Origin of the sequence: Shewanella sp. N2AIL (assembly GCF_022690845.1) — a bacterium.
GTDB classification, from domain to species: domain Bacteria; phylum Pseudomonadota; class Gammaproteobacteria; order Enterobacterales; family Shewanellaceae; genus Shewanella; species Shewanella baltica.
Map to the genome: position 1 here is coordinate 64,695 of NZ_JALBYT010000003.1, position 15,499 is coordinate 80,193.

The following is a 15,499-nucleotide window of genomic DNA, read 5'->3' on the forward strand; positions in this document are numbered from 1 at the left end:
GTAGCATATAAAAGACGACGAGCCGGAAGAACGGATGACAGGACATGAGCCATTCAATTAAGACAAACGCCTTTGCTGAACTAAGTGTTGACTAATCTACGCCCTTAGTACTTTCGGGGATCAGCATCTCAATACGTAACCCTTGATTTGGTGCCGAGAAGAGTGAAACATCACCATTGAGCTTTTGGGTGACCAGATTATAAATAATCGACATCCCTAACCCTGTGCCACCAGTTTGGCGCGCCGTGGTGAAAAATGGCTCGAATGCTTTGGCTTTCACTTCATCGGACATGCCGATGCCATTGTCTTGATACGTCATCTTGATCTGTGATCCCTCCTTTTCAACCACAATATCAATTTGTTTATCTGCGGCAAAGTCATCGGGGAAAGCATGGCGAAAACTGTTAGCAACTAAATTGGTAAAGATCTGAGCGATCGCTCCTGGGTAAGAATCAATGAAAATATTGTCATCGAGTTCAACTTTTAAAGTGATGTTTTTCTTACGCATTAAAGGCTTTAACGAACTAAAAATTTGGAAAATATAATTCTTTAAATTAAAGTGCTCACGTTCTAATATCGATTGATCTGCGGCAGTACGTTTAAAGTTATGCACCAGTTCAGCAGCGCGGGAAAGATTACGCTCGATTAAACATAAACCGTCCTGCATTGTATTGATAAAGCTGACAAACTTATCTTCATCGAGATCGTTTTTCTCGAATGATCCTTTTAGTAGCGACAGCTCATCCAAGCAATGGGTCACGGATGTCACCGCGATCCCCAGCGGCGTATTGACCTCATGGGCCACACCGGCGACTAAACTGCCTAATGCGGCCATTTTTTCATTCTCAATTAAGTGCTTTTGGGTCGATTTTAGGGTTGATAAGGCCGTCTCGAGCTCCGTTGTTCGCAGTTCAACTTGATGCTCTAAATCGGCATTAATGAGTTTGAGCTGTTGCTGGTATTCGAGGATCTCTTTAGCACTCATGGCTCGGCCAAACAGATCGGCCAGTGCCGAAGCAAACGCCTTTTCATCCCGCGTCCATTCCCTCGCCTCACCTTGATGCTCAGAACAAATAATCCCCACCATTTTGCCGTGGTGACGAATGGGGCTATCAAGCATAGAGGTGATCTGATTCGGTTTCAGGTAGGTTTCAACAAACTCTTTAGTGGCGGGATCGGTTTGGGCATTATTGGCGACAATAGTGCGCTCATTGTCGAGTAGGCTGAAATAATGGGGAAACTGCGCGCGAGTGAGCACTAACGCCTCTTGTGGCTGTTGGTGGTCAAGTAAATAATAACAAGCGATAGTCTGATTATCCTGACCAAACAACCAAATACCCGCCCGCGAGATATGCAATCCCTTACAGATTGAACTCACAATAAGTTGCGAGGCTTGAATGAGATCGCCCTCATCAATAACCTGAGATTTACTAACATCAAATAGGATTCGATCAAGCATTCGGGTCATAGCGGTTCATCCGGAATATGGATATGTAGGGAGGCAAACGCATCTAACAGTTTTAGGCTAGCTTCACACAATACGGGGTCAAACTGCTTACCCGATTGCGCCAAAATATACTCTCGCACCGCATCGACTGACCAAGCCTCTTTGTAACTGCGCTTGGAAAGCAAGGCATCAATTACATCGACAATCGCCATGAGTCGGCCTTCAATGGGAATATCTTCCTTAGCAATTCCACGGGGATAACCTTGCCCATCCCAACGCTCATGGTGGGTATAAGCGATTCGGGCACCCATTTTGGCAATAATACGATTTGAGCCTGCGAGCAAGTTATAGCCTTTCTCAGCATGGGTTTGCATGATCGCCCATTCCTCGGCATCAAGCTTGCCTGGCTTATGTAAGATACTCTCAGGGATACCTATTTTACCTACATCGTGCAAAGGCGCGGCGTAACGAATCGTTTCAATAAAGTCGGCGTTCATGCCAATGGCAATCGCGAGCATTTCAGTCATGCGCGCAACCCGGCGTACATGGGCTCCGGTCTCTTTACTGCGCTGTTCAATGGCATCGCCTATGATTAAAATCAGCTCCCTTTGTGTTTGCTGTACATTTTCACGGCCCGACAAATTCTCGAAGGTTAAGCTCACATTCGCCGCAAATAGCTCAAGAATACTGACTTGAAAATCCGTTAACTTAGTGTCGTGTTGCAAATATAAAATACTGGTGACATGGCCACTTAGCTCATAAAATCCAACGTAAATATTGTCACGAACGAGCGAGGTTCTTAGCGCAATAGCCTCAATAATATACTCACGTACATCCCCTGGTAGCGTCTCAACGCTGCCACCTTCACAGTAACTGACCATATCGCCCGTGGCGGCCAGTAGGTTCATTTGGGTATCGAGGTAAAGGTCTTGATGGTAACTCGTGAGATACAGGGCTGAGCTTTCAAGATTGAGTAACTGCAAAGTCTGTTCGAGCACCGCACTGCCAAAATTATGCAATGTATGGCTTTTAAGCACAGAGGTAGAGGCGGCAATGACTTTCTCCATCCCCTTTTGGCTTTGCTCGATAATTTTAATATCGCGATAGGAACGCAGCGAAGTGTAGACACAAGACTTAAGCCGAGCCGCGGTAAGTTCTGTTTTGGCTTTGTAATCATTGATATCAAAATCCCGAATTACTTGTTCTTCTGGTGCCTGTCCCGGCTGACCTGTGCGCAAAATGATGCGGGTGCTGTGATTATTTAGTTCAGTACGGATTTTTTGAACCAGTTCTAATCCGGCATGGTCGGTTTCCATGACCACATCAATAAAAGCCAATGCGATATCTGTTTCGGTTTGAAGTAACGCTAAGCCTTCCGCAGCGCTGTAACAGGAATAGAACTGTAGTACCCGATTATCTAAGGTCAGGTTTTTTAGGGCAAATCGAGTCACCTCATGGATCCCTGGCTCATCATCAATAATGGCAACTTTCCAAATGCCTTGTTTAGGCTTATGGGATGTATCCTCGATAACATCAGCACTTTTCTTAAATAACGCCACAGAACCACCGTCTACGATGAATAGTTAAGCTTTAGTATAGATTCAATCTCGAAAGTGACTAGTTTCAAAGGATAAATTATCATCTTATTAGTTACAGACTTTAGGCTAATCACTAACACTCTCGCCACGTGGAATACAAATACACAAAACTTAACCTATTGTTATAAATTAGGAATAGTCAAAGTTAGGCTCTGCCAACCTTGACGGGTATGATGAATACACTTAATCCATAACACCCTGAAATGCTATTGGAGCCACTATGAACAAATCACTATGTTACATCGCACTGCTGGCCTTATTTACCACTGCTTGCTCAGAAGCCTCAAAAGAAAACACTGCGGTTAATACAGCCCAGGTTCAAACAGAAGCCGCTACAACCGTCCCTGTCGGCGATACCAGTCAAAATTCGCTCGATTGGGCAGGCAGCTATGAAGGTGTGTTACCTTGCGCCAGCTGTGAAGGCATTCAAACCCTGATCACATTACAAGCTGATAATCGCTTTGTTCAAGAAACGGTTTATTTGGGTAAAGATGAGAAGATTTTTAAATTGATAGGCAAAGCGGTGTGGGATGAGAAAGGCCAAAAAATCACCTTGGATGATGGCACACAATATCTGGTCGGCGAGAATCAACTGATCATGTTAGATACTGAAGGCAAAAGAATTACCGGTGATCTGGCCGCTAATTATGTATTGAAAAAGAAACAATAGCAGAACAAATATACGCTCAAGGATGAGCGAGCATCATTAATCAACCTCAAGGTAAATACAGAGACGAAGGAATGACTTCAGATAAACACACGCAACTGATCCGCTACCAAGATTGCCCATCAACACCATGGAAAAATGGCGGCGGCAGTACCAAACAGTTACTTATTTCCCCAAGTAATGCGGATTTATCCAACTTTGATTATCGAATAAGCATAGCCAGCATTAGTAGCAACGGACCCTTTTCCTTATTTATTGGCATAGACAGACAACTGGTTATCCTTGAAGGCGATGGTGTTGAACTCAACATCAATAGTCGTGAAGAGGCAAAACAGCTGATTGACCTTAGGGGAGAAGAAAGAATACAGGGAGACGCAGATACAACTGAATATAAGAGGCTTACACCCGCAGATAACCCATTCTGCTTTGCAGGTGAAACCTCAATAACAAGCAAACTATTAGGTAGTGATGTTATTGATTTTAATGTGATGACCAAACGCGCAGCATTTAAAGTGCTGACTCAAAGGCTCAACGTTAATGGCATATTTATCGAAAAACATGCGGCCATATCGAACACCGCCATCGATGCACACCATAACAAGACAGAAGCGCCTATCGTTCAACTACTCTGCTTTTTAGATACAATGACATGGGAGCATAATGGGGAGAACATCAAGATCATGCCATACGACATACTTATCATTAAACCAGACCAAGATATAAAATTAGTCACGACAGCGCCAAGTCAATTACTTAGCGTCACCATTACGGCCTGTTAACCATGAAAAGTAGTTCTTGCTTCTAAGGCAACCAAAAATCAGCCTGAATAAAATGATAGCGATCACTATCGGCAATAGAGGCTAAGGACTCAAGATCACTGGCATAGGTCAACTTATCAAAATTGAACACAACACACGTCGTTTGCTCAATCAGCATCCGGACCAAAGCAGAACCGATAAAGCCAGCTCCTCCCGTAATCAGTATTCGCATATCACTCACCCAAAAAAGTTAAAGGTTAGAAAACAAAAAGCCAGAAAGTAGACAACTTTCTGGCTTGAAAACTCAGAATATCAATCCTGAATGGACGTTAGGCTTAACAGAGTCCAGAGCTAAGCTGCTCGTACCGCATCTGCGATAAACTCGGCTTGAGTCTGTGTCATAATATTATCGGTAGATTCGACCATTACCCGAATAAGCGGCTCTGTTCCGGATTTGCGCAACAAAACTCGCCCTTGGTCACCTAAAATCTCTTCGGCTTTAATCACGGCTTGCTGAACACTAGTCGTCGCTAAAATGCTATCGGCATCAGCCGTAGCTAAACGTACATTTATAAGTACCTGCGGCAACTTAGTCATCCCCGCTTTAATATCGGCTAAACGTTTACCTGACTCTAATACAGCTTTAAGTACCTGTAAGGATGCAACAATACCATCACCCGTTGAAGCATGCTGCAAACTCAATATATGTCCTGAACCCTCACCGCCCAATTGCCAGCCAGTCGCTTTAAGCTGTTCAACCACATAGCGGTCGCCTACTTTTGCGCGAACAAAAGGGATATCCATCTGCTTAAGCGCAAGCTCTAAGCCAAGATTTGACATTAAGGTACCAACCACGCCACCCGTCATTTCACCTTTGCTGTGAGCGGCATGAGCAAGAATAAATAAAATCTCATCACCATCCACTACATGGCCATTGTGATCGACAAACATAACACGGTCAGCATCACCATCGAGCGCAATCCCTAAATCAGCTTCATGCACCATAACCGCAGTTTGCAAACTGTCTAAATGTGTCGCGCCGCAGTGATCATTAATATTCACGCCGTTAGGTTTGTCATTGATGCTAATCACTTCAGCACCAAGTTCACGGTAAACATTAGGCGCGATATGGTATGCAGCACCATGGGCACTATCGACAACAATCTTCAATCCCGCTAGAGACAAATGATTTGGAAAAGTGCCTTTGCAGAACTCAATATAACGACCGGCAGCATCATCAATACGGCGTACTTTTCCCAACTTTTCCGAGGCAACACACTCCATTGCATTCTGGTTCAGCGCCTTTTCTAACAAGGCTTCGATTTCCAGTTCCTGCGCATCATTTAACTTAGTACCGGAATTAGAAAAGAACTTAATGCCATTATCATAAAATGGATTGTGTGATGCGCTGATCACCACCCCTGCGTCAGCCCTAAAGGTCGATGCTAAATACGCCACCGCGGGTGTAGGCATAGGGCCAATGAGCGCAACATTCACGCCCGCAGCAGAAAACCCAGCTTCCATAGCCGACTCAAGCATATAGCCACTAATACGGGTATCTTTACCAATCAACACTTCTTTAGTGCCAGTGGACGCCAGCACAGTGCCAGCCGCCCAACCTAACTTCATCGCAAAATCAGGCGTTATAGGGAATGTACCCACCTTGCCACGCACACCATCGGTACCAAAATACTTCCTAGACATACTGCATCCTTAAAAACCTCATAAACGAAAAAAGCCAAATCAAACCTGATTTGGCTTTTTAAAAATGACTTAAACTAAGAAACCAAATTAACTACTTTAGCTTTAACATCAATAGGTTTAGACGATTTCTTTTGTTGCCAGACTAAATCGCAAATACCATCTGTTGGTGCAAATCCCGTCGGGGCCGAGAGCAAAATCTCACGGATCGCCTCATGATTAAACTCATGGCAAGCTTTATCTAAACGATTAAGGATTTGCTCTAATTGGGTCCAGGGCAGAAATATCTCATGAGCTGTCATAATACGCTCATGGTCTGTCCCTGTTACATCATCACCAATCAGCAATTCTTCATAGAGTTTTTCACCAGGGCGTAGGCCACTAAACTCAATGGCAATATCGCCATGTGGATGATCTTCATCTTTAACCTCAAAACCACTGAGACGGATCATTTTAGCCGCCAGATCAACAATTTTGACTGACTTGCCCATATCAAGCACAAACACATCGCCACCCTTGCCCATTGCCCCTGCTTGAATAACCAGCTGAGATGCTTCGGGAATGGTCATAAAAAAGCGGGTGATTTCAGGATGAGTTACAGTAACAGGGCCACCATTAGCAATCTGTTTACGGAACAAAGGCACAACTGAGCCTGATGAACCAAGCACATTACCAAAACGCACCATACAAAAACGCGTTTGGTGCGACTCTTTAGATAGCGCCTGCAATGCCAGTTCGGCCATACGTTTAGTGGTACCCATAATATTGGTGGGGCGCACGGCTTTATCGGTAGAAACCAAAACAAAGGTTTCAACTTTTGCTGCAATTGCGGCTCTAGCGGTATACAAGGTACCAAATACGTTGTTGCGAATACCTTCAACCACATTATGCTCAACCAAAGGCACGTGTTTGTAGGCGGCTGCATGGTAAACAGTTTGTACATTAAAGGCTTGCATTACCGCTTGTACACGATTTTCACGTTGTACAGACCCCATCATGGGCAAAATTTCAATATCAATACCCAAATCATGGGCAGTAGCAGAAAGCTCACGTTCAATGGAGTAAAGTGCAAATTCTGATAACTCAAATAGCACTAGCTTTTTAGGAGACTGCTTTAAAATCTGCCGGCATAATTCAGAGCCAATCGAGCCCCCTGCCCCTGTCACCATCACCACTTTATTTATGATGTTAGCGGACAATAGGTTTTGTCTAGGTGCAACAGAATCACGGCCCAGTAAATCTTCGATTTCTACTTCTTTTACATCACTAAATAATTTATCCCCACTAACAAGATCTGCCATAGCGGGTAAGGTCATCACTTTTACAGTAAGTGGCTCAAGCTGATTAATAATTTCTTGCCTACGTGAACGCGAAGCACTCGGCATAGCAAGCAATACACGGGTAGTCACATTCTGCTTGATTAACTTACGTAGCTCTTGCGGCGCATGTACATGCAGGCCTTGAATTACCGTACCCTGCAAGGTTTCATCGTCATCTACAAAGGCAATAGGATGGTATTCATGGCTTTGTGCAAGGGCAATGGCGGTTTGACGACCACTGACACCAGCACCATAGATCACTACAGGTTCACCACGGCGATTCATTCCGGCACCCACCAGTGAACGCATTAGCGATCTAGCCCCTCCCACAAACACCAAAGCAAAGGCGGCATAAATAAAAGGCACTGTACGAGGTAAATCGACCTCACCGTAGTAGGCAAGTAAAACCAATGCAACAGTTGACGCCAGAACCCCTGCAACTATCGCGGTAAAAGCTTGTGAACCGATATAACGCAGCACTGCGCGATAAAGCCCCAGTCTTACAAAGGCAGCAATACTGATAGGAATGGTTAACGCGATTAACCCCCAGTATTGGGCTTTAAGTAAGACCTCAGCCGAATCCAAACGCACAAGTAATGCAAACCAAAAAGCAAATAGCAAAAACACCGAGTCTACAACAACACTGACTAAACGCTTTTGCGACCGTTTTAACGAGAATAAAAATTGCAAAAATTCCATCTTTTGCTCCAATGACATTTTCTTCATAAGTTAACCAATAACACTGTCGTGAACACGACACCACCCAATACATCAGGGAGCCGCATTATAGCACCCTGATAGCGTAAAGATGAAACATCCTGGCGCCATCTGAGAAGTACACAACAGTTCACCACATTGATTTCTAAAAAAGGGTCGAATGTAGCGTTACCACATTCAACATTTTGGCTACGCAAACCAAGCAGGGATGAATGCATCCTTCACGAGTAAACCACAACCAGATCGTGCCACCTTAGCAACGTCGCTTTACGCACTTGCAAACGACATGCTGGCAAACACCGACAAAGACGACTGGCAATGATCATCTGCTTAACAGCAAGGCAGGTGAGTAGCAACCGACTGACTGACACATAAAACTCGCGGCGAAAATAGGCTCCGAAATCGCCGCAACATGGCAGAACACATCGCTGCACAAAACAGCCCTGAGACAGTTTTTTCGGCCGTTCATCACATTTGAGACAGATCCCAAAAACGCTAAACGTTACAAAACAACCGCCTAGCGTTAAAGCACAAATAGATAGGCCTAAATATCTACTTTACAGCATCACCACTGCCACTGCCAGTCGCCGTCATCAGGATGTATTTAAAATAACGACCCAAGGTTAAGGTATCGATCATTTGCTTATCCGTTTGCGCAAGCAATTTAGGCGTGGACATATCAATATTTTGCACTTGCGCCAATCCTGTTATACCTGGTAACACATCATATACCCCTAAGGCATCACGCTCGGCTATCAATTCTTCTTGGTTAAATAAGTTCGGCCGTGGACCAACCAAACTCATTTCACCTTTTAAGACATTAATCAGTTGTGGTAATTCATCAATTTTAGTTTTCCGCAAAAAACAGCCAAACTTAGTAATAGCAGCATTATTGGCAAGATGACTGGCAACCGATGCGGTATTTTTACTCATAGTACGAAACTTAATTAGCTTAAATAGCCTTTTATGTTTACCAACTCGAGTTTGAATAAAAATCGGTGAGCCTGTATCAAACAGACCGATGACGGTGACGATGAGTAATATCGGCCATAGAAATAACAACCCAAAAAATGCTGCAAGAAAATCAATTAAACGAATCATGTTCTACCATCATTTAGTTTTTGTTTGAAGAAAAGCTTGCGCTGCTTGTTTAAATCCTTCTTTCAGAGTCTGCGGAGGCCTCCAACCTAAGGTTTCTTTTGTATGAGAAATATCAACCTGCAATGAACCTATTAACCTATCCACCATATCTGATTTGTTAAATATCTTAGCAGCAAATTTATAACACCAAATGGGGATGGGGACTTGCATTGAAGGCTTACCTAGTGCCTTTGCCATTTGACGCACCATTTCAGAGGTCGATACATCATGATCATCTGAAACGAGGAATACTTGATTAGCAGCTTTAGGATGGTCAATACAAGTAATGATTAAATCAACAATATTGGTAACTGACACCAGACTGCGTCTATTTTGAGTAATACATCCAAATGGCAGCGGCACACCTTTAGAGACTAAGTTCATCAGTGCAGCGAAATTCGCCTTTACACCAGGACCATAAACTAACGTTGGTCTTATGATCACGATCTGTAAACCAGTCATATCTGCAAAGTTTTTTAACAAAATTTCAGCTTCTGACTTTGACTGACCATAGTAATCATTAAAATGATGTGTATCTGAATATTTAAATATATGCCCATCCGAAGTCGAGTCGCCATTGACTTTTATGGAACTAACAAATATAAAACGCTTGACTCCAGATTCAAAAGCGTTCTTAGCCAACTTCAAAGTAGCTTCAGTATTCAAGGCTCGATATTCAGCGAGTGGATCTAACGCAGCATCATTCATGATATGAGCCCTAGCTGCAATATGAATAACAACATCGACACCTTGAAGCCTTAGATCAGCATCTGCCGAATCATTTAAATCATATAAAATAAACTCACCATCATAGTTTTCTGGCCGATTACGCCCAAGCACAACTGTTTCTGTACCTATATTATCAATAACTTGGAGTAAATGTCGCCCAATAAAACCAGTTGTACCAGTTAGCAATAACTTCATAGTTCATACCCCAACACTTCGTTATAAATATCTCGAAAAGACGATAAAACTACAGAGTAATCATATTTAGTGACAGCTAAACATCTACTATTTCTCCCATACAACTTCCGGAGCTCGATATCATTGACAAGAATCTCAATTGCATCTGCTAAAGCGAACTCATCTTTAATAGGAACAAGTAATCCATTTATTAACTGTTTATCTACAATCTGTCGGCATCCAGGAGTATCAGTGGTGACTATGGGAAGACCGCATGAACAGGCCTCTATAAGTGACTTCGGCAAACCTTCCCTGTAAGAGGGCAAACAAGCAATATTTGCACCATTATATACTTTACATATATCACGTTTAAAACCTAAATAGTCAACATTTTTAATGCTACATATTATTTTTAGCTCCTCCGAACTAATAGAAGATATATTATTTTCATCTATGTCACCAACTACTTGCATTATAACATTTACGTTTCTATCAACTAGGATTTTTGCAGCTCGAGCGAACTCCATAATTCCTTTATCTTTAAGCAGCCTAGCAAGAAAAACCACTCTGACAGGCAGTATATCTTCTTTTTCTGCAGGTATTAAAGCTCGAGTATCAACACCAGCACCATTTACTAACTTGGCTTTAGAAATAGGTAAAATATTTTTACTTACAAAAAAATTATGATCATCTTCATTTTCAAAAATAACAAGCGTACCATTTCTTGAAAATGAAAACTTATACATTAACCTTATTAAATTCCAAAGCATTTTTTTTATAAATAATCCTGATATTGATAAGGATCCCATCCCAGTGATGGAGTAAACTCCCTTTAGATTTGAGTTTCTATAAAAAAACTTAAGTAACAATGCTGAGTAAAGTACCGGTTTAATGGTAAAAGAATGGATTAGATCAAAATTAAAAAACCTCAACAACCTATAAAGAGAATATAAAGTTACTAATTCTGAGTATATAGAGGTCCCTTTTCTTGATAAAGGTAAATAATGTGTAATAAAACCTTCAGATTCAAAAATATCAAACTTTTCCTTATCACCAGATACTATATGAACTTCATGATTTGAATCCTTAAGAGATCTCGCCAACATTATAAAGTGTGAATAAAAGAATACGGAAGAGTTTACAATAAATGCTACTTTTAACTTAGGAGTCATAATGAGTACCAATCATCTAACGCTATCTATATATTGTTCAAACCTTAGCTTAGAGTTTTCAAAGTTAAAATTCAACGCTACGGTTCTTAAATAGAGTGGGCTAGCCGTGAAATCTACTTTTACTAATTTAATTAGCTCATCAAGATCATTATATAAAACATAAGCATCTGGAGGTAATCCTAACCCTTTAGCTTCTGATGTCATTAAAAAAGGGATACACCCTGCTGCAAGGGACTCAAGAGCACCTATTGCCACAACACCAGTACCCTCACCAGCGACAAGTGAAAACTTACAGCTCGCATAAAAACCTGCGATATCAAAAGAAAAGTATTCTTTCTGACCATAACCTTTAAATCTCTTGATTAAAGTAGCTAGTCCATTAGGATTAACATACAGGCCAAGATGTACTTTAAACATATTATCAAAGCTATTTCGATTTGCAATCTCATGTCTGATCGGATGCAATGTTACACGACTACGATTGTATATTCCAAAATCATAACTATTAGCATTTATGTCATGATAAGTCCCAGATACAGCAACACTTTCTTTTTTGCCTTCTATATCAACAGAAAAAAACCTATCCTTAACATAAAATGGCATAACGATAATATCACGCTTATAACCAATAAACTTGGTTTTAAAGTAAGTACATAGAGACACATCAGAGTCATACAAAAGGTTAACGTTAGGTTCTAGATATACCGTATTATAACCATAAGTATGATAATGAGTTAGATGAATACTGAAGGACTTAGCTTTTTGAACCTCTTCATGCGTTAAGCGGCTAAACTTTTTATAACCAAAACAAAATACATCTTGTCCTGAAAAACTATCAATGAAGCAACTACGATCAATTTTATTTAACTTACTCCAAAAAAAAACCTCTACCATAACAATAAATTTCATAAGTAAAGGTGGGACTTTATTTAATATAACCTGTGGTAGGGATGAATTTTTGTAAGATATATATATCTTAACACCATTACGTTCATCCAAAGCATCCTTAATATACTCATATTTCTTTAGCCCATTACGCTTTCCAAAGTAATAGGAGAGCGGAGTAAAAATATTATCATCACAATGAGGATCATATAGTATCATAAATACTTAGCCTTAATTAATCGTAATAACCAGAGAAAAGCACTGTAGTAATGTCCAAATTCAAACATTTTTTTAGCTGTATAGGCGTGGCCTTTTATCAAAGGCTGTTTCCTTCTTCTAAGTTCACAACCGTTGCTTATACTAGAGGCATTGTCGTTACAATATATTCTTGCTGGATAACCAGCATCTATGGATTTAAAATGGTCTATAGTTGATATGTACCTTAATAAGCCAGCAAATTCATGGCCTCTAAAAACCCCAATAAACGGTTTACCATTTGTTTTTCTGATGCAAAGCAATCGTTCTCCTGTATTATAAGTATCTGTAAGTAAAAAATAACTATCAAATCTTTGTCTTTCTAATACCATACCAACTAGCTTATTATTCAAGTTAACAGTACGGAACAAATAACAATCAAGATTAGTTTCAATTATGTCATTGAAAATTATCTCAAGAGATCCATCTATTAATAAATCATCAGAGTCCAAGAAAATTACATAATCTCCGCATGCTAAAAACCAGCCTTTATTGCGGCTATAAGTAACTCCCATATTCCGAGAGTTCCTTATTATTTTAATATAACTATACTTTTCAGCCCATTCTAAAATAGATTGACTCAAGACGGGTGGAGTATCATCAACAATAATAATCTCGACATCTAAATTTCCAACTTGACTAACTATGCTATTAATACACCTAGTTAAAAGCTCGTAACTCTTGTATACGGGTATGACAAATGATATTTTCATAAACTACTTCACGGACTCCGGAATAAAAAGATTACCAAAAACAGATCTGAACATGAATAAATTTGATACAACCATACCTATAGATATTGAGAATAAAAAAATCTCATAACTTTCAAAAAATATTGACAAAACATAACCCAGCAGTATAACAATTACATTTAGCACATTTGAGTAAATAACAATTGAATATTTACCTGTCATTGTTAACAAGCAAGCTAAAGGTCCTGTAAGAACATTACACACCTGGCCAATCAAAAGTATTTGCAAAAGGGTATGATATTCTTTGTACAACTCTCCAAAAATTCCCATGAAAAAAGTTGAAAAGGAAAACAAACAAATGATCACAGGGATTGTAAAAGTCACAACAAAAAATGTTGAGTTAATATATAAACGTTTCAATTCACAATTCTGATTATTTATATTATATGCAGCAAATAACGGTGCTGTTACAGTATTTACGGCTGTTATTACGATCGCAACTATTGAAGATAGTTTTAAAGCGACTTGAAAGGCTGCAACTGTAGACATGTCCATCAACCAAGAAGACATTAATAATGGCATCTGATTTATACATATCGATAATATAAGCATTAATAAAAAATATGGAGCAATTTTAAGCATTGGAATACATGCTTTAAAGCTGAATCCTGTGATAAACTTGTCCCAAAAAACACCGGATATAGAAAATATCAAATTGATGAAACAAACAGACACCGATATAATATAACTATATAAGAGATAGTTTAGTGCATAATCGTAATCTGTAGGCTCTTTAGTAAAAAATAGAATACAAAATATAGACTGTTGAATTATTGACAGGTAAAGTACACTCAGATTTGCTTTCTTGATCGATTGAAAAATAGATGAAAAAACAACGAGTAAAGCATGAAGAAGTACACATAGACTAAGCTTCAGTGACAATGCGACGTCAAATAATTCGTTTCCTACCAGATTCATGAAAATTATTATAACAGATGTTAAAAAAACGGAATTAAATATTGTTATAAAAATTATTGATCCAATATCTTTTGAAACAGAATCAAGTCTTCTTGACTCACCGATTAACTTTGGCATGAAAGAATTTAAACCAAGTGACGAGATCATACCTAATGTAATTATCAAAGTTTGAAGCAAGAAAAAATATCCTGCATTCTTTTGGTCTAAAGATAAAGTTATCACATAACTAGATAAGTATACTACAAGCGCCCCTACTCCCCAATATATTAAAGTAGTAAGCTTTTTCCATATTGACATATCGTTAAACACTCAAATTCTATTGCTCATAATTCTACAAAAATTAATATCTCGATTAATATTGAACCATGCATATTCAAGCAGTGACTCATCATTCTTTGACATATTGCTATTTACATAACTAAAAAAACCAACTCTCCCTTGAGATTCCTGTTTATAAAAAGATATAAACAAGATTGCAATTATAGCCAATAATATAGATGACATAAAAAAAACATTAACATCAATATTTCTTTTTATTTTTTTCGATTTAGCCTGCAGTTTCGCTATTAAAATAACTAAGATCGCAATTAGTGATAATTCTTTTATTTTATAACTTACTCTAATTAATACACTTTCGAGATTAAATAGATTGAATATATTGGTACTTTGGAAGGAACATAAACCTTGAGGTTCAGAATAAAGTACTGTTGCAAAATAAAATACTATACACGTAAAAATAACGAGTGTTAATCTAGCTTTTTTAACAACTATAAAATAAAAAAAACTTAGTGGAATAGATATATAATGTAAAGATAAAGCTAACAGCAAAATTGGCTTATTCTTAAGTTCTCTATCGTTGTAGAAAAAATAAAAAAAGAAAAGTATTACCGTCGCAGCTACAGACCAATAGACGACTGACACTATAACTAAAAAACTTGCACTTACAGCATATACTGGTTGATACATTCTATTGCTAGTCAATATCATAAAAACAGGTACTGAGTTGAGCAAAGCTATTGTGAAAACTGGTGGTAACGAAATTAGTGTCCCGATATATAAGATATAATGAAAAAATATATATCTCGGCATCTCACCAAAACCAAAGTTTACAGAGAAATTAAGAGTTGAAATACTATCAAGACTAACTGCACTTAAAGCGTGAAAATATAAATCAAAGCCAATCGTATTCGTCATTAATCCTAGTATACAGATAATAAAAACTAGGATGAATAAGAATAATTTTCGACCCAACCGTAATCCTTGCATT

At 39.4% G+C, this 15,499-nt stretch carries 13 protein-coding genes and 1 pseudogene; 2 read left to right on the forward strand and 12 right to left on the reverse strand.

Annotated elements, in window-relative coordinates; genetic code table 11:
• Positions 1-91: 91 nt before the first annotated feature.
• Complete coding sequence (locus tag MO387_RS03355) at positions 92-1,468, reverse strand: GAF domain-containing sensor histidine kinase (protein ID WP_107948328.1); 1,377 nt, start codon at positions 1,466-1,468, stop codon at positions 92-94.
• On the reverse strand, positions 1,465-3,006 hold the full coding sequence (locus MO387_RS03360; RefSeq protein ID WP_107948330.1) for a DUF3369 domain-containing protein: 1,542 nt from the start codon (positions 3,004-3,006) through the stop codon (positions 1,465-1,467). Before MO387_RS03360 ends, MO387_RS03355 begins: the two co-directional genes overlap by 4 nt.
• 259 nt (positions 3,007-3,265) lie before the next feature.
• Between MO387_RS03360 and MO387_RS03365 the strand changes: the two genes are divergently transcribed.
• Both MO387_RS03365 and MO387_RS03370 read left to right on the forward strand, forming a co-directional pair.
• Positions 3,266-3,715 carry a copper resistance protein NlpE gene (locus MO387_RS03365; RefSeq protein WP_107948332.1) on the forward strand — a complete coding sequence of 150 codons (450 nt, stop codon included), beginning with the start codon at positions 3,266-3,268 and terminating at the stop codon, positions 3,713-3,715.
• A gap of 71 nt (positions 3,716-3,786) precedes the next feature.
• Positions 3,787-4,491, forward strand: coding sequence for a HutD family protein (locus MO387_RS03370; protein WP_107948334.1), 705 nt, complete (start codon positions 3,787-3,789; stop codon positions 4,489-4,491).
• 37 nt (positions 4,492-4,528) lie between these two features.
• On the opposite strand, the pseudogene MO387_RS03375 reads toward MO387_RS03370, so the two are convergent.
• From MO387_RS03375 to MO387_RS03420, 10 genes and pseudogenes are all read right to left on the reverse strand, one after another.
• Positions 4,529-4,702, reverse strand: a pseudogene (locus tag MO387_RS03375) (GDP-mannose 4,6-dehydratase); the annotation flags it as partial.
• A gap of 119 nt (positions 4,703-4,821) precedes the next feature.
• Complete coding sequence (glmM, locus tag MO387_RS03380) at positions 4,822-6,174, reverse strand: phosphoglucosamine mutase (RefSeq protein WP_242325995.1); 1,353 nt, start codon at positions 6,172-6,174, stop codon at positions 4,822-4,824.
• Positions 6,175-6,248: 74 nt separating this feature from the next.
• Positions 6,249-8,189, reverse strand: a complete 1,941-nt coding sequence (locus tag MO387_RS03385) for a nucleoside-diphosphate sugar epimerase/dehydratase (RefSeq protein WP_242325996.1) — start codon at positions 8,187-8,189, stop codon at positions 6,249-6,251.
• Between the two features lie 570 nt (positions 8,190-8,759).
• The gene (locus MO387_RS03390; RefSeq protein WP_242325997.1) at positions 8,760-9,308 is read right to left on the reverse strand and encodes a sugar transferase; all 549 of its coding nucleotides are present in this window, start codon (positions 9,306-9,308) and stop codon (positions 8,760-8,762) included.
• A 9-nt stretch (positions 9,309-9,317) separates the two neighbouring features.
• Positions 9,318-10,271 (reverse strand): SDR family oxidoreductase, encoded by a 954-nt coding sequence (locus tag MO387_RS03395; protein ID WP_242325999.1) that lies wholly within the window; start codon positions 10,269-10,271, stop codon positions 9,318-9,320.
• Positions 10,268-11,422 carry a glycosyltransferase family 4 protein gene (locus tag MO387_RS03400; protein ID WP_242326000.1) on the reverse strand — a complete coding sequence of 385 codons (1,155 nt, stop codon included), beginning with the start codon at positions 11,420-11,422 and terminating at the stop codon, positions 10,268-10,270. Before MO387_RS03400 ends, MO387_RS03395 begins: the two co-directional genes overlap by 4 nt.
• A 12-nt stretch (positions 11,423-11,434) precedes the next feature.
• On the reverse strand, positions 11,435-12,526 hold the full coding sequence (locus MO387_RS03405; protein ID WP_242326002.1) for a hypothetical protein: 1,092 nt from the start codon (positions 12,524-12,526) through the stop codon (positions 11,435-11,437).
• Positions 12,523-13,275, reverse strand: coding sequence for a glycosyltransferase family 2 protein (locus tag MO387_RS03410; protein WP_242326004.1), 753 nt, complete (start codon positions 13,273-13,275; stop codon positions 12,523-12,525). The genes MO387_RS03405 and MO387_RS03410 overlap by 4 nt, the downstream gene beginning before the upstream one ends.
• A gap of 3 nt (positions 13,276-13,278) precedes the next feature.
• Entirely contained in the window at positions 13,279-14,541 is a 1,263-nt protein-coding gene (locus tag MO387_RS21310) for an MATE family efflux transporter (RefSeq protein ID WP_242326005.1), read from the reverse strand.
• Positions 14,542-15,426 carry a hypothetical protein gene (locus MO387_RS03420; protein WP_242326007.1) on the reverse strand — a complete coding sequence of 295 codons (885 nt, stop codon included), beginning with the start codon at positions 15,424-15,426 and terminating at the stop codon, positions 14,542-14,544.
• Positions 15,427-15,499 lie beyond the last annotated feature (73 nt).

Bases quoted from the DNA above. Each gene is read 5' to 3' on its own strand.
- MO387_RS03355 (WP_107948328.1), bottom strand. From the start codon at position 1,468: ATGACCCGAATGCTTGATCGAATCCTATTTGATGTTAGTAAATCTCAG.
- MO387_RS03365 (WP_107948332.1), top strand. From the start codon at position 3,266: ATGAACAAATCACTATGTTACATCGCACTGCTGGCCTTATTTACCACT.
- MO387_RS03370 (WP_107948334.1), top strand. From the start codon at position 3,787: ATGACTTCAGATAAACACACGCAACTGATCCGCTACCAAGATTGCCCA.
- glmM (WP_242325995.1), bottom strand. From the start codon at position 6,174: ATGTCTAGGAAGTATTTTGGTACCGATGGTGTGCGTGGCAAGGTGGGT.
- MO387_RS03385 (WP_242325996.1), bottom strand. From the start codon at position 8,189: ATGGAATTTTTGCAATTTTTATTCTCGTTAAAACGGTCGCAAAAGCGT.
- MO387_RS03390 (WP_242325997.1), bottom strand. From the start codon at position 9,308: ATGATTCGTTTAATTGATTTTCTTGCAGCATTTTTTGGGTTGTTATTT.
- MO387_RS03395 (WP_242325999.1), bottom strand. From the start codon at position 10,271: ATGAAGTTATTGCTAACTGGTACAACTGGTTTTATTGGGCGACATTTA.
- MO387_RS03400 (WP_242326000.1), bottom strand. From the start codon at position 11,422: ATGACTCCTAAGTTAAAAGTAGCATTTATTGTAAACTCTTCCGTATTC.
- MO387_RS03405 (WP_242326002.1), bottom strand. From the start codon at position 12,526: ATGATACTATATGATCCTCATTGTGATGATAATATTTTTACTCCGCTC.
- MO387_RS03410 (WP_242326004.1), bottom strand. From the start codon at position 13,275: ATGAAAATATCATTTGTCATACCCGTATACAAGAGTTACGAGCTTTTA.
- MO387_RS03420 (WP_242326007.1), bottom strand. From the start codon at position 15,426: ATGACGAATACGATTGGCTTTGATTTATATTTTCACGCTTTAAGTGCA.